Genomic DNA, 17,823 nt, shown 5'->3' with positions numbered 1-17,823 from the left:
TCAACCTTCTCCCTCCTGCCAATAACGGCGTGCTGCACATAGTTCCTTTTCATAGATGGTGTCTTTAAGCGGGATAATTTCGATTGTTTTCCCTGTATTTGGCGAATGAAGCAGCTTGCCGTCTCCATAGAAAATTCCCACATGGTGGATGCTGCCCTTTCCTTCCTGGTAGGCAAAAAACAGCAGATCGCCCGGCTTGATTTCAGCCAAATCCACTTCAGTTCCGTGCCGTGCCTGATCATGGGCATCCCTTGGAATGATATAGCCGTTAGCCTTGCACATCGTATAGCTGAATCCTGAGCAGTCAAATCCCCAGCTGCTCATGCCTCCCCACAGGTAAGGCAAGCCAAGGAAGCGTTCCCCTTGGGATACAATTTCCGCTCCATTCTCCTTCCGCCTCCCTTCTAAAGAAGGATGAAGGATTACATCCTCCTGCCGAAGAAGTCCGTACCCTTCAGGGATTCTTACTTTAAGCCATTCATCAGATTTCTCAACCGCAGGGAGGACAGTTTCAAAGCTAAGTTCCATTAAAGGCTTTTCTTCCTCTGAATACAATACAGCTTTTTTCGAGCTGATGGCTGCAACAGGGCCTTTTTTGATATTCCATTCATTCAGTTTCATCAGCTGATTTTTTGGCATCCAGCCAGGATAGCCTCTTTCATTTTTTCCTGAAGGCTGGCTAAGGATTAGGACACTCGCCCAAGGTCCCTCTTCTTCCAGCAGGATCACCTCCTGGCCAAACAGTGCTTGGGTTTGGATCCTGTTTTCATTGCAAAGTGCAAGCCTGGTTTCGTATGTCAGGCCCGCCAGCCACCCCTCCAGGTCCGGCCCGCCGGAAACCGCTTTTCCATCGATTTCCCTGGCCGATTCAGGGGAGGTCCAAATTGTTGCCACTGGTACATTAACCAGCCATTTATGCTGAATTCCCACTTGAAATTCCTCCTTCTGAATAAACTTGCCTGATGCCAAGCCCTGCTGCTTCAGGGAAAGTGATTTTCCTTCCGCTATAGCTGATGCCGCCCTCGACCATATCTTTGGCCAGCATTAGAGGCGCATCAAAATCAAATCGGGTGATATTTTTTTTGCTCGCAGCAAAATGGGCCGCAGCACTGATGCCTATCTTTGTTTCAATCATGCTTCCTACCATGCATTCAACACCGCAGATTTCAGCCAGCTGGTTGATGGCCTGAGCCTGAAAAATCCCCCCTGCCTTCATTAATTTTATATTGATCAAATCCGCACTCCTCGTACAAAGCACCTGGAGCGCCTGCTTCGGGGTGAACACACTTTCGTCCGCCATAATGAGTGTTTCAACGGAATCTGTCACTTGTTTGAGCCCTTCGATGTCATCAGCGGGAACCGGCTGCTCGACCAGCTCAATGTCCAGGAGGCTATCCTCCATTTTCCTGATGGCCCTCACCGCATCTTTTGCCTGCCACCCCTGATTCGCATCAAGCCTGATTTTCACCTTATTGCCGACACGCCTTCTGATTTCCTTTATTCGGCTGATGTCTGTCATGATATCATCTTTGCCGACCTTAACCTTCAGCACATTAAATCCCTGATCAATATAGGAAGCAGCATCATCGCCCATTTCTTCAGGATTGTTCACGCTCACTGTATAGTCAGTCTCGATTTCATTTTTTGCACCGCCAAGGAATTGATATAGCGGAAGCCTGCAGTGCTTGGAAAGGCAGTCATATAAAGCCATATCCACCGCAGCTTTAGCACTTGAATTTCCAACCATCAACGTCTTTATTGCCTGGAAAATAGTTTCATAGTTCAGAAGGCTTTTACCGACAAGATAGGGCTTGAACACATGGTGGATGGCCGATTCAATGCTCATTAGGCTGTCCCCGGTGATGACGACTGTCGGAGGAGCTTCCCCCCAGCCTTCAATGCCGTTGTCGCATACGATTTTGATGACTACAGATTCCGCTGTAGTCACAGTTCTTAAGGCAGTCTTAAACGGCTTGATTAACGGGATGGCAACCCTGAAGGTTTCAATTCGCTCAATTTTCATCTGTGCACCTCTTTAGCGTACGCCGGTTTCGACATACAATTGTTTTTCCTTTGTATCGAGCACTGCATCCGCTCCGAGCGGAACAGAGAAGTGCGGGGAGCAATGGCCGATCTTAAATCCTTTCATGGCTGGCCTGCCCGCTTTACTCAAATAATGATTAAGAACTTCATCAAGGGATAGGCTTAGCTCGCGCTGCGGTTCGCATTTATTAAAGTCCCCCACTACTACGCCGGCTGCTTCAGATAATTTACCTGCCATCAGCAGCTGATTCAGCATCCGGTCAACTGAGCGCGGTTCTTCATTGATATCCTCGATAAGCAGAAGCTTCCCTTTCACATCAATCTCAAAGGAAGTTCCAAGTGTACTCGTGATCAAGCAGAGATTGCCTCCAGTCAGGGGACCTTCTGCCCTTCCTTCCACCACTGCTGACAGAGGCGAAAGCTCTTCAGTGTATAAGGAATCTGCGGGTTTGAAAAGCTGGCTGAAATATTGTTTGGACAATGGGTGGGCGTCCGCTTTTCCGATATCCGAAGCAAGCATCGGACCGTGAAAGGTGATAAGCCCGGTTTTCTGCCTTATGCTCGTATGAAGGAAGGTGATATCACTGTAGCCCCAGAATATTTTAGGGTTAGCCTTAATAAGGCCATAGTCCAGGTCAGCTGCAATCCTGGCAGTTCCGTATCCGCCGCCTGCACAAATGACCGCTTTGATCTCCTTGTCTTCGAACATATCATGCAAATCCTCGAGCCTCTCTTTGTCTGAGCCGGCCAGGTAGCCATTTATTTTCCTGACAGATCTTCCTTCACGGACTTCCAATCCCAGCTCCTTAAGAAAATCAATGCCCCTATCAAGGCTTTGGACGTCAGGCGGGCTGGCCGGTGATACTACACCGACAGCATCCCCTTTTTTCAAAAGTCCCGGCTTTATTTTCATATAATATGCCCCTTTCCGTATGCGCTGCAGTTTGCCAGTAAAAAGGGATGTTCAGCAGAACACCCCTTTTCAATGCTATTCTTTGTCAGCCCATTTTAATTCCAGATATCCGACTGGGTGGCGGACGATACCTGACACTGCTTCATTTTGCAGGTAAACCTGGTTATAGAAATGCAGTGAGAAAATAGGCGACTCGTTATAAAGGATTTTTTCTGCTTCGTACATCATGTCATAGCGTTTCGCTTCATCGGCTTCATTTTTCGCACCTTGGATCAGCTTATCGAACTCGGCGTTGCTCCAGCCAGTCCGGTTCATCGAGTGGCCGGTCTGGAAGTTCTCCAGGAAGTTGATCGGATCGGCATAATCAGCAAGGAAAGAGCTTCTGGACAGCTGCAGATTCAGTGCCTTCTGTTCAGTAGCAAATACATTCGCTTCCATATTTGCAAGCTTCACATCGACTCCAAGATTTTCTTTAAGCATCTGCTGAAGGGCTTCGGCAATCTTTTTATGCACATCATTCGTGCTGTATGTCAGAGTCACCTCAGGCAGCTCGCTGTAGCCTTCCTCTTCCATTCCCTTCTTCAGCAGCTCTTTTGCCTGCTCGGCATCCGTTTTAACAAGGTCACCGTTCACCTCGCGGAAATCATTTCCGGAAGGATCCTTAAATCCGGGAGGAACAAATCCATAGGCCGGCTGCTCCTGGTTCTTGGTCACAAATTCAACGATCTGCTCCTGGTCCACCGCCATTGCGAAAGCTTTCCTGATGTTCACATTCTGGAATGGCTCTTTATTCACATTAAAGCGGTAGAAATATTGGCCGGCCTGGTCTTCGACCTGGACCTTGCCTTCTTCAAAGAGCTGCTCGCTCAGGTCTGCCGGTACATCTGAAGTATCCAGCTCCCCTTTTTGATACATCTGGTACTCGGTATTCGTGTCATTCACCATCGCCCAGTGCACTTTATCAAGTTTTACATTTTCTGCGTCCCAATACTCTTCATTTTTCTCCATGACCATATTTGTGTCATGCTCCCATTCAGTCAGCTTGAACGGGCCATTCCCGACAAAGGTGTCAGCTTCTGCAAACCATTCCGGATTTTCCGTCGCTGTCTTTTCATTTACCGGGAAAAATGCCGGATTGGCGATGATGTTTAAAAAGTAAGCCTGCGGGCTTGTCAGAGTCACTTCGAATGTTTTATCATCAACAGCTTTTACTTTCACTTCTTCTGCCGAGCCTTCTCCTGTGTTAAAGGCTTCCCCGCCCTCAATGAAATAGCCAAGGAAGGCTGCCGGAGAACCTGTTTCCGGATCAAGCAGGCGTTTCCAGGCATAAACAAAATCTCCTGCTGTCACATCATCCCCGTTAGACCATTTTGCATTGTCGCGAATATGGAATGTGTATGTTTTGCCATCTTCTGAAACATCCCATTTCTCTGCCGCAGCAGGTTCAGCTTCATGCTCCTTGCCGAGCCTTGTCAGACCTTCCATGATATTATTCAGTGAGTTCCAGGAAACAGCATCAAAGCCGATTGGAGGGTCAAAGGATGTCGGTTCTACACCGTTATTTAAGTAAAGCACCTTTTCACTTTCGCTATCCCCACTATCCTTGCCCTCACCTGAAGGTTCGCTTCCTGTATCCGAATTGGCTGTACAGGCTGCCATGACGAATACAAGCGACATTGCCAGAAACAACATGAAAAACTTTTTCATTTTTCTCCCCCTCATTCCATTTTCATCTATCAATGCAGTTCCTTAAAAACCTGCATCTGGATAATTCCGCCTGTCCTTCCGGCCCCGCCGGAATGTAGGCGGCGCTATCTTACACGGGTCAGCAGTTTTTTAGCACGCTCATCCTGCAGCCAGCAGTCCACATAATGCTCACTGCTCAAACGGCTTTCAAACGGATAGACTTTTTCACAAACTTCCATTGCATAATCACATCTCGCTGCAAAAGGACAGCCCTGCGGCGGAGCAAACAAATCAGGGGGCGAGCCCGGTATCGGCACAAGCTCCCCTTCCTCAGAATCAAGCCGGGGCACCGAGTTCAGCAGCCCCTTTGTATAAGGATGCTGAGGACTATAGAAGATCTCCCTCCTTGTGCCTGCCTCAACGATTTTCCCGGCATACATGACTGCGACACGGTCAGCTACCTGTGCTACCACACCAAGGTCATGTGTGATCAATATAATGGAGACACCCGTCTTTTGCTGGATTTCCTTAAACAAATCAAGTATCTGTGCCTGAATGGTTACATCCAGGGCGGTCGTCGGCTCATCTGCAATTAAAATTTCCGGCTCGCAGACAAGTGCCATCGCAATGACGATTCTCTGCCTCATGCCGCCGCTGAATTGGTGCGGATATTGCCTGAGCCTTGATTCAGGACTGGGGATCCCCACCAGCTTAAGCATTTCCAGGGCCTTTTTCTTAGCCTGGTCTTTGGATACAGACTGATGCTGGCGTATTCCTTCAATAATCTGTTCACCCACAGTAATCGTCGGATTAAGGGCCGTCATGGGATCCTGAAAGATCATGGATATATCCGCCCCCCGTATCTTCCGCATCTCTGCCTCTTTCAGCCGGGTCAGGTCCTGGCCATTGAACAGGATTGACCCCTCTGCGATTCTCCCAGGCGGGGATGGTATCAGCTTCATGATGCTCTGGGAAGTGACGCTTTTGCCGCTTCCCGATTCGCCGACTATAGCCAGGGTTTCTCCTTTATATAAATCAAATTCCACCCCGCGGACTGCTTTTACCTCTCCGCCATAGGTGGAAAAGGACACATGCAAATTTTTGATTTCCAACACTTTTGCCATCATGGCTCTACCTCCTCAGCTTTGGATCCAGTGCATCCTGCAGGCCGTCCCCAAGAACATTAAAAGCAAACATCGTCATGGAGATGAAAAAGGCAGGAAAGAACAGCCTCCACCAATGGCCGGAAAGGATAGTGGACAGCCCGTCATTGGCCATTACTCCCCAGCTGGCAAACGGCGCCTGGATTCCCAGGCCAAGAAAGCTCAAAAATGCTTCTGCAAATATGGCCGAAGGCACGGTCAGCGTGAGCTGGACGATGATCGGGCCCATCGCATTCGGCAGGAGGTTCTTTCTGATGATCCTCGATGTCTTTGTTCCAAAGGTTTTAGATGCCAGTATAAATTCATAATTTTTGATTTGCATGACCTGTCCCCTGACTATCCGGGCCATTCCAATCCAGCCTGTAACTGACAAGGCTACAATGATGGTCGTCAGGCCTGGACCCATTACGACTGCAAGCAGAATGACAACCAGCAGATAGGGCAGGCCGTACAGGACTTCAATGATCCTCATCATCAGGTTATCGGCCCTGCCTCCTTTATAGCCGGCAATGCCTCCGTAGATGACTCCGATCATAAAGTCCAGCAGCGCCGCAATCACCGCTACGAACAGTGAGACCCTGGCACCATACCAGGTTCTTGTGAACACATCCCGCCCCAATTCATCCGTGCCGAACCAGTGGCTGGAAGATGGCGGGAGATTCTGATCGGTCAGCTTGGAGCTTTCAACCGAATGCGGTGAAATGACCGGCCCAAAAATAGCCATAAAGAGCAGAAAGATGAGGAATACGAGTCCGGCCATTGCCAGCTTGTTGCGCGACAGCCGCCTCCAAGAATCCTGCCAGTAGGAAAGGCTTGGCCTGACTACCGCCTCTGCTTCCCCCTCCTCTTTTGATCGGGGTGTAAACCACTCATCAGGAATTTCCGGAGAAACGCTGTGCTCCTGCTGTTTTCGCAATTCCATTATCGTCCCTCCCTTTTACTCAGCTTAATGCGGGGATCCAGAACTCCATAGGCAAAATCCACCAGAAACAGCATGAAGATAAGTACAGCGCTGTAAAAAACGGTCGTTCCCATGATGACGGGATAGTCCCTGTTGCCGATGCTTTCAATAAAATACTTGCCCATTCCCGGTATTGCAAAGATCTTCTCGATGACAAAGGTGCCGGTCAATATGCTCGCCGCCATGGTGCCAAGCACAGTGACGACAGGGAGCAATGCGTTTCTCAGGGCATGTTTGAAGACTATTTTCGCCGGCGTCAGCCCCTTGGCTTTGGCGGTTCTGATATAATCCTGGGTCAGCACCTCGAGCATGCTTGCCCTTGTCAGCCTTGCAATGATTGCCATCGGGCCGGTTGCAAGAGCCAGTGTCGGCAGGATCATATGCCTCCAGCTGGTCCATGTAGCTGCGGGAAGCAGGTCCCAATTGACAGCAACCTGCTGGATCAAAAGCGTTGCCAGAACAAAGTTGGGAACTGATATGCCGAGCACAGCAATGGTCATCGCCAGATAGTCAATGAACCCGTTATGCCTGAGTGCTGCGATGATGCCAAGCACGATTCCTGAAAAGACTGCCAGGAGCAATGTCCACATCCCCAGTTCAAATGACACCGGGAAGCCTCTGCTAAGCATGTCATTGACTGTTTGTGATGATTTTTTGATAGAAGGTCCGAAATCAAGCGTTACAAGCGACTTCAGGTAAGTTGCGTATTGAACAGGAAGCGGTTCATCCAGGTGGTAATAAGCCTCCAGGTTCTTCTGGACAGCTTCGCTCGTTGCCCTTTCTTCGTTGAATGGAGAACCAGGGATGCTGTGCATCAGGAAAAAGGTTAGCGTGATGATCAGCCACAATGTAACAAGCATCGATAAAAGTCTTTTGAGTATATAACTATTCATCCCGGCCACTTCCTAACAAAATGCCGTTCTCATGGCCAGTTCGGTCATGACCAGCATAGCCTGGTAAGCTTCCAGGATATTTTTTGCCTGGAACCGGACGGTTGTCGTTCCTTTTTCTATTTCCGTACCAGGCATAAGCCCTGCCCATTCCGCCTGGCCATAGTTTGCAAATTCAATCCGCAGGAGAGGAGCGTCCGGCGGGGCAAGCGGTTTGACCTTTTCCCTGTTTTCCAGGGCAGCGGCAGTTTTTTCCTTCAAAAGCACCCCAGCCTTTGCAGGTGTGAGCGTTTTTACTGCGGAACGGGAAATCGTCTGTTTCACGACAGCTGTCGTCACATTCGGAATAAGCTCTTCAGCTTCCCTGGCCGCCCGGTCATCGCCTGCAACCATAATCACCGGGACGCCAAAATGGCCTGCCACATATGCGTTAAATCCCAGCTCCCCGACTGCTGTGTCATTTATGTACATATTCCGGACACCGAATATCATTGTATGAGACATGACACCTTCCATGGATGCCCTTGCATGATAGCCAGCGAATATAGCGCCTGAGAATTCAGAATTCAATCCCTGGACCATGCTGTAAGGCTTTACGTCCCCTGTGATCAGCTGGGTTTCCGGGTGCATCCTCTCAACAAGAAGATTATTCATTTTGGAATGGCTGTCATTCACCAGCACCTCAGAAGCACCCCTGTCAAAAGCTTCTGAAACAATAAAATTCGCTTCGTCTGTCATAATGATCCGGCTTCTCTCATAATTGTGCCTGGAAGAATCAACATGGGTATAATCAGACAGACAGGTTATGCCTTCCATATCGACCGATAGATATATTTTCATAGACTCTCCACACTTTCGAATATTTTGAATTTTCTCACTATTATAGCGGATAAATTACTATATTTCAATAGCGTTATGAATAGAACTTAGGCTATTAAAAAAATCCAGCTGCCAGAGAGAGTCTCTAACAGCTGGATTTTATCTGGGTTCAGCAGAAAAAGCAGCTATACATTTAAATTTATTCCGGCTATTTGCTTGTACTTTATGCTGGCATTCTTAAAAGCAACCATCAGCGCTTTCTGGGAAGAACCAAAATACCGCGCTTCTATTTCAGAAAGAATTCCTTCTTCCTCCAGCATGTATTTCCCTGCAAACAAGGACTTAACAAACAGGGAAGTCAGCCCAATTGTTGAAGAGCATTCTGCATCTTCAATCTTATGTGTGTCCCTGTCAATGACGAGTGCAATGAAAAAACCATTGTATTTCTGCATGATCGGATTATTGGAGGATGTCTTGCTGTCTCCAATAATATACACTGTGCTGTCCTGATACATATTGCCCTCCTGCGGCGCGGGGATATTATATGAGGCATTTATGCGGGAACATAAATATTCATTATAATGCACACGCCCTTATGGAAATTGTAATATAACAGAGACTGCTTTGACAATTATTTTTCGTGATTTTTCTCAATTTTTTATTTTTTCAGAAGTCTCAGCTGCTCTTTGACTGGTTAATTGAAAAACGCTCCATGTCCGCTCTTGTCTGTTTCAGTCTGGCTGTACATTCATATACTGTGAAAGGATATGTAATTGCAATAAATGCAGGCGCACAATATAAAGGAGGAGTTTAATTGATGGGTAATCATGACAGGGAAAGCAGCGGCAAGATTTGAGAGTACTAGTAACAGGAGGTGCTGGTTTTATCGGTTCCCATGTTGTTGATATGCTCATTTCCCGCGGCCACCTTCCAATCATTCTGGATGACCTTTCTAACGGAAATATTGATAATATTCCAGAGGGTGCGAAATTTTACCACACAAACTTAGTTTCAAAGGAAGTGGATGAAATATTCCAGAAGGATAAGCCGGAGGTCATCATCCATCTTGCGGCCCAAGTGGATGTTGCTTCATCCATCAAAGATCCGGTACAGGATGCACAAACTAATATTGTTGGAACAATCAAGCTTTTATCTCTGGCAAGCCGCCATCACATCAAAAGATTTATTTTTTCTTCATCTTCAGCTGTTTATGGCGATTCCCCCATTCCTGCAGCCGAAAATACACCCGCTATGCCCATCTCTTATTACGGAGCCTCCAAGTTATCCTCCGAAATATATATAAAGCTGTTTTCCGATCATTACAAAATTCCTTATACAATCCTCAGATACGCAAATGTTTATGGACCGCGGCAGAAATCAAAGGGTGAGGGAGCTGTTATAGCTGTTTTTATTCAAAAGCTCTTACAGCGGGAAACACCGGTCATTTTTGGGGATGGAGAGCAGACAAGGGATTTTGTCTATGTAAAGGATGTGGCATCAGCAAATATCCTTGCTGTTGAAAATGAAGGAAATATTATTGCCAATATAGGCTGCAATCAACAAACAAGCATAAATCGGCTATTGTCTATAATTTCAGAGGCTGCAAATGTCACAGCTGCCCCTGTCTATAGCGCCTTTAGGAATGGGGACATTTTGCACAGCAGGCTGGATAATAGCCTGGCAAAACTACAACTTGGATGGGAGCCCAAATATACGATTGAAAAAGGAATTGAAGAGACAATACAATATTTCAGGAATACCCCTTCTGCAAAATAATGCTTTAAAGAGCTGTAAACCATCAATTATTCCCTACAGCTCTTTTAAAGCTATAACCACCTGTTCTTTTCTTTGCAAAGTCCACTGGACGATAGTGCAAAGCCCACACTCATTTCAAAAGAAAGAGGCAGGTTATGAAAAGGCAGGCGGCTTAGACGAAACTTCCTTACAGCTAACGGCTTTAATTACATAAACCTTCCCTTCATATTCATCCCCATTCAACACCGACATCTTATTCCTCACAAATTACTGTCTGAGTAGACCTATTCAAACTAAGACTTTTCCGGTTTAAATCATAATATTTTGAGAGACTAATTACTGCTGATAAAATAGACATGAGCTGACACCTGATTTTATACGTCAGTCATTACAGAAGAAAGAAGTGACATTATGTCTGAGAATAAGAAGTTAAGCAATATTAAATATTCGGTCCTGGACCTTTCGCCTATCAATGAAGGGAGTACGGCAGCCGCTTCATTGAAAAACACCCTCGACCTGGCCCAGCATGCCGAGAAGTGGGGTTATACGCGGTATTGGCTTGCAGAGCACCATAATATGGCTGGCATTGCAAGCTCTGCCACTTCCGTAGTAATCGGGCACGTTGCCGGGGGAACCTCATCCATCCGGGTTGGTTCCGGGGGGATCATGCTCCCCAATCACGCACCGCTCGTCATAGCCGAGCAGTTTGGTACATTGGAGTCCCTATATCCCGGGCGCATAGACCTTGGACTCGGGCGGGCGCCGGGCACAGATCAGCTCACAGCACATGCACTGCGCAGGGACCGCGGAAGTGATGGACAGGATTTCCCTGACCAGCTTGAAGAGCTCCGGGAATATTTTGAAGCAGAGTCGCCGGCTGAGAGGAAAAGAGTAAGAGCCATCCCTGGGGAAGGTTTGAAGATTCCAATCTGGCTTCTGGGCTCAAGCGGCTTCAGCGCAAGGCTTTCTGCACAGCTCGGTCTGCCTTTCGCATTTGCCAGCCACTTTTCGCCTGATAACACTCTTCCTGCACTTCAGCTTTACCGAAGCCATTTCACACCATCAGATATATTATCTGAGCCATATGCAATGGTAGGGGTCAATGTTATTGCAGCTGATACACAGGAAGAAGCTGAAAGGCTTGCGACAAGCATGCAGCAGCAGTTCCTCAACCTCATCCGCAATACGCCAGGTGCTCTAAAGCCGCCTGTTGATAACATGGATGAATTATGGAGTGAATACGAAAAGGCCCTGCTCCAGCAGCAGCTTGGCTCATCCATTATTGGAGATGCAGAAACGGTACAGAAAAAGCTGCAGGAATTCCTGGATAAAACCCAGGCTAATGAATTTATGGTCAATGCCCAAATTTATGATCATAAAGCCCGATTGCGTTCATTTGAAATCGTTAGTGAGATTATGAAAAAACATTAAAAAAAGAGCTGCCGATCGACTCGGCAGCTCTTTTTTTGCATCCTAAACTAATCGCCAAACTTTTTAAAATAGAAAATGCCCGGCATTATACTGCCGGGCATTTCACAAGTATGATCTGAGAGGGATTCGAACCCCCGACCCCTTCCCTGTCAAGGAAGTATTCTCCCGCTGAACTATCAGATCGTGTCTTAACTACATATTTAATTATATTCATTTTCAGGGCAAAGTCAATACTATTTCAGATATTTTTTATACTTTTTTATTTCTGCCGGTTTATGAAGTTATGGGAGAAAGTCTCCTTGCCTGAAAGGCATTTTCGACAGTCCCCCATAACCACATTGTTAAACTTGGATCTTAACCGGCTATGTTTATTCAAGCTTCCTTTTTTAAGAATAAACGAACTCCTGCAGCAGCTGCTGCCAAGCAATAAATGATTATAAACAGGCTGTCTTTAAGTAATGGGATCAGCTTCACTCCTGTATCCCCCTGGCTTAGATAACTCAGTACCCTCATGACAGGGGGCAGCAGCCAAAGGAACCAGGAAGATCCCTTCCATTCATCCTCAACTGATTCAGCTGCTAGTGAAGCTGTCAGTATGAGAACAGCGGCCAGCCAGGCATACCTTTTGTCTGCAATCTGTCTGCCAGAGAATAGCATTGAAACGAGCAGCCCGAGGATGGCCATCATAATATGGGCATAGAAAGCCAGCAGGTAAAATGATACCTCCATTTCCAATCTAAATCTGCCTGTGATCACAGGAAAGTAGATGGCAAATAGCATAAGCGGCAGGGAGGAAACAAACACAGCAGCCGCCTTGCCAGCAAGGTATTTCTTTATGCTGCCTAGGTGTGACATCAGGATAAACTTTTCCTGTTCCTGATCCAACGAAAAGAAAAGCATGCCCAGCCAGGCTGTACACAAATATAAAGCAATCGATGAGACAGCGTAGCTGCTAAGGACGGGTGCCCCTTCGTAGGTGTACAATACGAAAACCCAGACTAGATAAACAGTATAGGGAGGCAGGAATCTGTATGATCTGATTACACTCCTGAGCTGATACTGAAGGAAAGCCATCAAAGCGCTCTCCCCCCTTCTATCACTTCAACTATTGAACAGCCAGAATTAAGAAGGCCTTTTAGAAGGATGTCTGATGCCGAAGCTGCTACTTTGATGACAAAGAGGTTATGGTCCAATTGGCTATACTGAACGGCTGGCAACTCTTTTAGGGTAGAAATATCCGGTACCAGAGCTTTTATGTATTTCACGGCTTCAGCAACATTATTAACATCAGATATAACAGAACCGTTTTCCAATGTAATCACCCTGTCCGCCGCCTCTCTGACAAGAAAGCTTTCATGAGCAGTAAATGCAATGGCCATTTTTCCTTTAAGATCTGGAAGGTATCTGAGGAATGCCTGCTGGGCTTCCTCGTCCAGCCCGGTCAAAGGCTCGTCCAGGAGGAGAACATCCGGCTGCAGCAGAAGGGCCTGGATGATCCCAGCCTTCTGCATCGTCCCCTTAGAACAATTCTTCAAGGGAGTTTCCAGAAACCCCTCTGCATGGAATAACTCAGCATAATATTCAATCTCCTCCTCAAGCTCTGGCTTCGTCCGGCCTCCCATTCTTCCGGCAGACAAAAGAAACTCTCTCATTCTAAACCGATTTTGATCTGGGAAATGTTCAGGAACAAACCCAATTTTCCTGGTCCTCCTTTTTACGCTCCCGGCAGTAGGTTCAATAAATCCTGCCATCAGTTTCAATAAGGTGCTTTTCCCAGAGCCGTTGTGCCCGATTATGGCTGCCCGCTCACCCTGGTCCAGCCTTATATTGATGTCAGTGAGAATCCTGTTCCCTTTTATGTTTTTTTCTGCTCCAATTAATTCAATCATATGTTTATTCATCACAATCCCCTGGACGATTTTCTTAAACCAAGCAACAGTTACTCATAATAACTTTAAAATGTAAAAAAATGAAAAAAGTAATGCTCCTCACTTGAAAAAGAACATCTGTTCGCATATAATGAAAATACAAGAAAAGAAAGCCCCAATGGCTTAATAGGAGGAAAACTAAATGAAAGGCATTTTGTACAGATCAATGGAAAAGAATATGGCTATTCAGGTAATCTATCTTTCCGCCAAGAATAAACTGACACACAGGAAGATTCTAGTGAAAGATATAAACGGAACTACTGTTCTTGCCTATTGCTTCACAAGGAGGCAAATGAGAATCTTTAAGCTCGAAAACATTCTTTCGCTCATGCCGGAAAAAGAGCAGACATACCGGAAAATCAGCTAATTTCAATATCTGTATTGGAATTAGCTCTTTTGCTTTGGCCATCAAAATTTCTCCCACCGCCCCCATCAATTTGCGATAAAGCGATCACTTCAGTAAAAAATTCCCTCCTCACCCATAATAACACAATTTTCAATCATTCAAAAAAAGGGAGCCCGATTGGACTCCCTTTGTAAATCAGCCTGCAGCCTGAGGCTTTAGTGAATCATCCCTTTTAATAACGAACTGGAGGATGATAAGAGCTGCAAATGAAACAAGGCCGATTATATCTGTTAAAGTTTCTGGATAGATGAGGCACAAACCACCAACAATGCCGATTATGCGTTCAAACCACCACAGCCTTCTGAACCAGTAGCCGATAACACCTGACCCGATAGCCATCATTCCCGCAAGAGCAGTAAAGACTACCCAGACCAGATAATACCATGTTGTATCAATCATTAACAATTCAGGCGAAAGAACGAACATATACGGAATGATAAAGGCCGCGATCGCCAGCTTCGCCGAATTGACCCCGGTCTTGATCGGCTCCCCTCCGGATACACCAGCGGCTGCGAAGGCTGCAAGCGCAACTGGCGGTGTAATATCGGCAATGATGCCAAAATAAAAGACAAACAGGTGGGCTGATAAATCGGGTACACCAAGCAAAATGATGGCAGGTGCCGCGATGGTTGATGTAATGACGTAGTTTGCTGTCGTCGGTGAACCCATCCCAAGGACGATGGCTGCCAGCATCGTGAGCATAAGCGTCGGAATTAAAGCACCGCCGGCAAGATCAAGCAGTCCATTTGCCAGCTTAAGACCCAGTCCTGTCTTGGTTACCACACCGACTATGATGCCGGCAGCAGCGGTTGCAGCGGCTACACCAAGAGCGGTTCTTGCCCCGTCAACGAGCGCATCAATAGCATCTTTAAGATTAATCCTGGTTTCTTTTCTGATAGCGCTGACTGCTATTGTAATGAGGATAGACCAAAGAGCGGCCCTAATTACGCTCATACCGCTCATAAGCAGGATCACTACTGCCAGGATAGGCAGAAGCAGATAGATTTTGCTCAGCACTTCTCTGCGGTTTGGCATTTCTTCTTTCTTTAGGCCCCTGAGCCCTATTCTTTTGGCTTCAAAGTGGGTCATGATCCATATCCCCGTGAAATAAAGAAGGGCAGGAATCGCTGCTGCTTTGGCAATATCCCAATAGGTGATGCCTCCGCCAATGAATTCGACCATCAGGAATGCTGCCGCCCCCATGATTGGCGGCATAAGCTGCCCGCCTGTTGAAGCTGCTGCCTCCACCGCTCCGGCAAATTCCTTCTTGTATCCAAGCTTTTTCATCATCGGGATTGTAAAAGAACCTGAAGTTACAACATTGGCAACTGAGCTTCCGCTGATCGTTCCCTGCAGTGCACTCGAGAAAATTGCTACCTTGGCAGGTCCCCCTGTCCTTTTTCCGGCGATGCTGACAGCCAGATCATTGAAATATTGCCCCACTCCTGTTTTTACCAGGAATGACCCGAACAGCAGGAACAGGAAGATGAAGGTGGCGGAAACCCCTAGCGGCGTCCCCAGTATCCCTTCGGTCGTAAAGAACATCGTCTGTACCAGCCGCTGCAGATCCAGCCCCCTGTGCGCAAGGAATCCAGGCATATAAGGGCCATACAGGGCATACGCAAGAAAAAGTGCAGCAATGATGGTTATAGGAAGCCCAACTGCCCTCCTGGTTGCCTCAAGGACAAGAATGATTGCTGTAAGTCCAATATAAAAATCAAGATCAGTCAAACGGCCGACCCTCATGACGATTTCATCGATCATAAGCGGCCAGTATGCCCCCACTGCAACTGCAGCAATGGCAAGGATCAAATCATACCAGGCTACTTTATGCTTCTTTCCCCTGTCCTTTTTCCTCGCCGGGAAAAGAAGAAAAATAAGCGCAAGTGCGAATCCCAAGTGGATGGAACGCTGAAGCTGGGCAGTCAATACACCGAATATTCCAGTGTACAGCTGGAATAGGGAGAAGGACAGCAAGCCTAAAAAGACAACCCATCCCAGCACTCCCTTCAGCTTTCGCGTCCCCGCTTCGGGATCATATTTTTCGAGCAGCTCCTGCTGCTGTTCCTGAGTCAGTGTTTCTCCTTTATTGCTCAAGGATATTCACTCCTTCCAAATGCTGGTAAATGTTTATTTTATCAATTGTAAATCTTACCCATGTTCCCGGCTCGACAAAACCTGCCATAGGATACTCGATTCCATTATATATAATTCTATGATTTGCCCTGACCTTGCCTGTCCGCATATCAAAATGAGGGAAAACTCTGTTCATATTCCGGATATAGTATTTCCCGTCCTTTTGTTCAAATACCTCACCTTCGGAAGCGTTATCAGGCATGCCGATTGCAAAATCTTCATACATAAGCTCGTATTGCTGGATCTTCAAGTCCTTGGTTGGTTTATAGCTCTCTACCACATCTGAAAGATGGATTGAATGGGTATATTTTATTTTAAAAATTTCTTCCTCGGTGAAAGGGATATAGGCAAGCACTTTGCCTGTATTTTGGTATTGAATAACAAGTGCTTTTTTGTAAGGGATAAAGATAATAATTGCAATGGCAGCAATTAAGAGGGGAAGCAGCAATAATGCTCTCTTCAATCTTGTTCGTTTTTTCATCAGGACCCCCTGTTAGAAAATGGGATGAAGGGCGGCTCCTTCGCCTGGCCCATCTCTCAATGGGCTATGGCTGACTTAAACTTCAGGTCCTCTTAAAGAGAATTGACCGGCGCGGTAACCTGTTCAGGTTTGCAGCGCCGGCCAGAGTGAAGCCATTTAAAAATCAGCAGACTATTCGGCTTTTACGCCTTTTTCGTCAAAATACTTCTGAGCTCCCGGGTGCACCTCGATGCCTACCCCGTTCAGAGCACTTTCAGCAGTAATCAATTTTCCTTTTGCGTGTGTAATCTTATCTGTGTTTTCGAAGATAGCCTTAGTAATGTCGTAAACCGTATCCTCAGAAAGGTCATTTGACACGACAAGCATCGCCTGTACAGCAACAGTTGCTACTGCATCAGACAGTCCGTAAGTTCCGGATGGGACTTCATCCTGGATATAATAAGGGTACTTCTCAATCAGAGCATCGATTTTGTCCTGTTCAATCGGAACAATGACTACATCTTCAGTCGCTGAAAGACCTTCAACAGCACCAGTAGGAGTTCCAGCAGTTACGAAAGCCGCATCGATCGTTCCATCCTGGATACCGGCAGTAGACTCGTCAAAAGAAAGATCCTGCTTGTCGATGTCATCAAATGTCATTCCATGCACTTCAAGGATCTGTTCAGCATTCGGATTTGTGCCTGAACCAGGAGCACCGACAGAAACCTTCTTGCCTTTCAAATCCTCAACAGATTTGATGCCGGATTTAGCGGTAGTGACAATTTGGATAGTTTCAGGATAAAGCGTTCCGATAGCGCTGACATTGTCGACAGCGGCACCTTCAAACATCAGCTTACCGTCTTTTGCATACGATGCAATATCAGTTTGTGAAAAAGCAATTTCAGCATTTTTATCCTTAAGCGTATTCATGTTTTCGGCAGAAGCGCCTGATGTTTCAGCATTGGCCTGGATGCCGGTTTCATCGGAAATGATATCCGCGAATGCGCCTCCAAGCGGGAAATATGTACCGCCGGTTCCACCGGTAACGATGCTGAGGAATTTAGGCTTTTCTGATCCGCCTTCTCCTCCATTGTCTGAACCGCCTTCATCTGAATTGCCGCCGCAGGCAGCCAGAATCACAGAAAGCGCCAGCAGCAATGCTGCTGAAAGTAGAAAACTTTTTCTTTTCATAGAATATCCCCCTCTGTTTTTATTTAGAATTTCTCAAGTTT

General features: G+C 46.7%; 17 protein-coding genes and 1 tRNA gene. 3 read left to right on the top strand and 15 right to left on the bottom strand.

From position 1 onward, the window contains the following. From ACQCVH_RS04190 to ACQCVH_RS04150, 9 genes are all read right to left on the bottom strand, one after another. Window positions 1–930: a C40 family peptidase gene (locus ACQCVH_RS04190; protein WP_426834580.1), complete on the bottom strand. Its 930-nt coding sequence runs from the start codon at window positions 928–930 to the stop codon at window positions 1–3. Further along, window positions 914–2,023: a mandelate racemase/muconate lactonizing enzyme family protein gene (locus ACQCVH_RS04185; RefSeq protein WP_426834579.1), complete on the bottom strand. Its 1,110-nt coding sequence runs from the start codon at window positions 2,021–2,023 to the stop codon at window positions 914–916. Before ACQCVH_RS04185 ends, ACQCVH_RS04190 begins: the two co-directional genes overlap by 17 nt. 12 nt (window positions 2,024–2,035) lie before the next feature. Then, entirely contained in the window at window positions 2,036–2,956 is a 921-nt protein-coding gene (locus tag ACQCVH_RS04180; protein ID WP_426834578.1) for a S66 peptidase family protein, read from the bottom strand. A 75-nt stretch (window positions 2,957–3,031) separates the two neighbouring features. Further along, entirely contained in the window at window positions 3,032–4,663 is a 1,632-nt protein-coding gene (locus tag ACQCVH_RS04175; RefSeq protein ID WP_426834577.1) for a peptide ABC transporter substrate-binding protein, read from the bottom strand. 104 nt (window positions 4,664–4,767) lie between these two features. Then, a complete protein-coding gene (locus tag ACQCVH_RS04170) occupies window positions 4,768–5,766 on the bottom strand; it encodes an ABC transporter ATP-binding protein (protein ID WP_426834935.1) in 999 nt (332 codons plus the stop codon). Between the two features lie 7 nt (window positions 5,767–5,773). Next, window positions 5,774–6,727, bottom strand: a complete 954-nt coding sequence (locus ACQCVH_RS04165) for an ABC transporter permease (RefSeq protein ID WP_426834576.1) — start codon at window positions 6,725–6,727, stop codon at window positions 5,774–5,776. After that, window positions 6,727–7,659 carry an ABC transporter permease gene (locus tag ACQCVH_RS04160; protein WP_426834575.1) on the bottom strand — a complete coding sequence of 311 codons (933 nt, stop codon included), beginning with the start codon at window positions 7,657–7,659 and terminating at the stop codon, window positions 6,727–6,729. The genes ACQCVH_RS04165 and ACQCVH_RS04160 overlap by 1 nt, the downstream gene beginning before the upstream one ends. 12 nt (window positions 7,660–7,671) lie before the next feature. Further along, the gene (locus ACQCVH_RS04155; protein ID WP_426834574.1) at window positions 7,672–8,496 is read right to left on the bottom strand and encodes a M55 family metallopeptidase; all 825 of its coding nucleotides are present in this window, start codon (window positions 8,494–8,496) and stop codon (window positions 7,672–7,674) included. A 164-nt stretch (window positions 8,497–8,660) separates the two neighbouring features. After that, window positions 8,661–8,990, bottom strand: a complete 330-nt coding sequence (locus tag ACQCVH_RS04150; RefSeq protein ID WP_426834573.1) for a DUF3870 domain-containing protein — start codon at window positions 8,988–8,990, stop codon at window positions 8,661–8,663. A 337-nt stretch (window positions 8,991–9,327) separates the two neighbouring features. Between ACQCVH_RS04150 and ACQCVH_RS04145 the strand changes: the two genes are divergently transcribed. Both ACQCVH_RS04145 and ACQCVH_RS04140 read left to right on the top strand, forming a co-directional pair. Beyond that, window positions 9,328–10,251, top strand: coding sequence for an NAD-dependent epimerase/dehydratase family protein (locus tag ACQCVH_RS04145; RefSeq protein WP_426834572.1), 924 nt, complete (start codon window positions 9,328–9,330; stop codon window positions 10,249–10,251). 390 nt (window positions 10,252–10,641) lie between these two features. Continuing rightward, entirely contained in the window at window positions 10,642–11,661 is a 1,020-nt protein-coding gene (locus ACQCVH_RS04140; protein WP_426834571.1) for an LLM class flavin-dependent oxidoreductase, read from the top strand. Window positions 11,662–11,772: 111 nt separating this feature from the next. On the opposite strand, the gene ACQCVH_RS04135 is transcribed toward ACQCVH_RS04140, so the two are convergent. The 3 genes from ACQCVH_RS04135 to ACQCVH_RS04125 all read right to left on the bottom strand — a co-directional run bounded on the left by ACQCVH_RS04135 (window position 11,773) and on the right by ACQCVH_RS04125 (window position 13,562). Next, window positions 11,773–11,844, bottom strand: a tRNA-Val gene (locus ACQCVH_RS04135). 189 nt (window positions 11,845–12,033) lie between these two features. After that, window positions 12,034–12,735: a hypothetical protein gene (locus ACQCVH_RS04130; RefSeq protein ID WP_426834570.1), complete on the bottom strand. Its 702-nt coding sequence runs from the start codon at window positions 12,733–12,735 to the stop codon at window positions 12,034–12,036. After that, entirely contained in the window at window positions 12,735–13,562 is an 828-nt protein-coding gene (locus tag ACQCVH_RS04125) for an ATP-binding cassette domain-containing protein (protein ID WP_426834569.1), read from the bottom strand. Before ACQCVH_RS04125 ends, ACQCVH_RS04130 begins: the two co-directional genes overlap by 1 nt. Window positions 13,563–13,731: 169 nt before the next feature. Here ACQCVH_RS04125 and ACQCVH_RS04120 point away from each other — a divergent pair, with 169 nt between their 5' ends. Next, on the top strand, window positions 13,732–13,956 hold the full coding sequence (locus tag ACQCVH_RS04120; protein ID WP_257990317.1) for a WYL domain-containing protein: 225 nt from the start codon (window positions 13,732–13,734) through the stop codon (window positions 13,954–13,956). Between the two features lie 174 nt (window positions 13,957–14,130). Here ACQCVH_RS04120 and ACQCVH_RS04115 read toward each other — a convergent pair whose 3' ends face one another. The 3 genes from ACQCVH_RS04115 to ACQCVH_RS04105 form a co-directional block, all read right to left on the bottom strand. Beyond that, window positions 14,131–16,092, bottom strand: coding sequence for a TRAP transporter permease (locus ACQCVH_RS04115; RefSeq protein ID WP_426834568.1), 1,962 nt, complete (start codon window positions 16,090–16,092; stop codon window positions 14,131–14,133). Continuing rightward, the gene (locus tag ACQCVH_RS04110; RefSeq protein ID WP_426834567.1) at window positions 16,082–16,612 is read right to left on the bottom strand and encodes a DUF1850 domain-containing protein; all 531 of its coding nucleotides are present in this window, start codon (window positions 16,610–16,612) and stop codon (window positions 16,082–16,084) included. The genes ACQCVH_RS04115 and ACQCVH_RS04110 overlap by 11 nt, the downstream gene beginning before the upstream one ends. Window positions 16,613–16,783: 171 nt before the next feature. Further along, window positions 16,784–17,782, bottom strand: a complete 999-nt coding sequence (locus ACQCVH_RS04105; protein ID WP_426834566.1) for a TAXI family TRAP transporter solute-binding subunit — start codon at window positions 17,780–17,782, stop codon at window positions 16,784–16,786. Between the last annotated feature and the right edge of the window lie 41 nt (window positions 17,783–17,823).

The sequence above is a fragment of the Bacillus infantis genome, assembly GCF_050107595.1.
Taxonomy (GTDB): domain Bacteria; phylum Bacillota; class Bacilli; order Bacillales; family Cytobacillaceae; genus Bacillus_AB; species Bacillus_AB infantis_C.
This window is presented reverse-complemented; position numbering and strand designations above follow the sequence as displayed.

Excerpts from the sequence above, each read along its gene's own strand:
- ACQCVH_RS04185 (WP_426834579.1), bottom strand. The coding sequence starts at position 2,023 with ATGAAAATTGAGCGAATTGAAACCTTCAGGGTTGCCATCCCGTTAATC.
- ACQCVH_RS04180 (WP_426834578.1), bottom strand. The coding sequence starts at position 2,956 with ATGAAAATAAAGCCGGGACTTTTGAAAAAAGGGGATGCTGTCGGTGTA.
- ACQCVH_RS04175 (WP_426834577.1), bottom strand. The coding sequence starts at position 4,663 with ATGAAAAAGTTTTTCATGTTGTTTCTGGCAATGTCGCTTGTATTCGTC.
- ACQCVH_RS04170 (WP_426834935.1), bottom strand. The coding sequence starts at position 5,766 with ATGGCAAAAGTGTTGGAAATCAAAAATTTGCATGTGTCCTTTTCCACC.
- ACQCVH_RS04165 (WP_426834576.1), bottom strand. The coding sequence starts at position 6,727 with ATGGAATTGCGAAAACAGCAGGAGCACAGCGTTTCTCCGGAAATTCCT.
- ACQCVH_RS04160 (WP_426834575.1), bottom strand. The coding sequence starts at position 7,659 with ATGAATAGTTATATACTCAAAAGACTTTTATCGATGCTTGTTACATTG.
- ACQCVH_RS04155 (WP_426834574.1), bottom strand. The coding sequence starts at position 8,496 with ATGAAAATATATCTATCGGTCGATATGGAAGGCATAACCTGTCTGTCT.
- ACQCVH_RS04150 (WP_426834573.1), bottom strand. The coding sequence starts at position 8,990 with ATGTATCAGGACAGCACAGTGTATATTATTGGAGACAGCAAGACATCC.
- ACQCVH_RS04140 (WP_426834571.1), top strand. The coding sequence starts at position 10,642 with ATGTCTGAGAATAAGAAGTTAAGCAATATTAAATATTCGGTCCTGGAC.
- ACQCVH_RS04130 (WP_426834570.1), bottom strand. The coding sequence starts at position 12,735 with ATGGCTTTCCTTCAGTATCAGCTCAGGAGTGTAATCAGATCATACAGA.
- ACQCVH_RS04125 (WP_426834569.1), bottom strand. The coding sequence starts at position 13,562 with ATGAATAAACATATGATTGAATTAATTGGAGCAGAAAAAAACATAAAA.
- ACQCVH_RS04120 (WP_257990317.1), top strand. The coding sequence starts at position 13,732 with ATGAAAGGCATTTTGTACAGATCAATGGAAAAGAATATGGCTATTCAG.
- ACQCVH_RS04110 (WP_426834567.1), bottom strand. The coding sequence starts at position 16,612 with ATGAAAAAACGAACAAGATTGAAGAGAGCATTATTGCTGCTTCCCCTC.
- ACQCVH_RS04105 (WP_426834566.1), bottom strand. The coding sequence starts at position 17,782 with ATGAAAAGAAAAAGTTTTCTACTTTCAGCAGCATTGCTGCTGGCGCTT.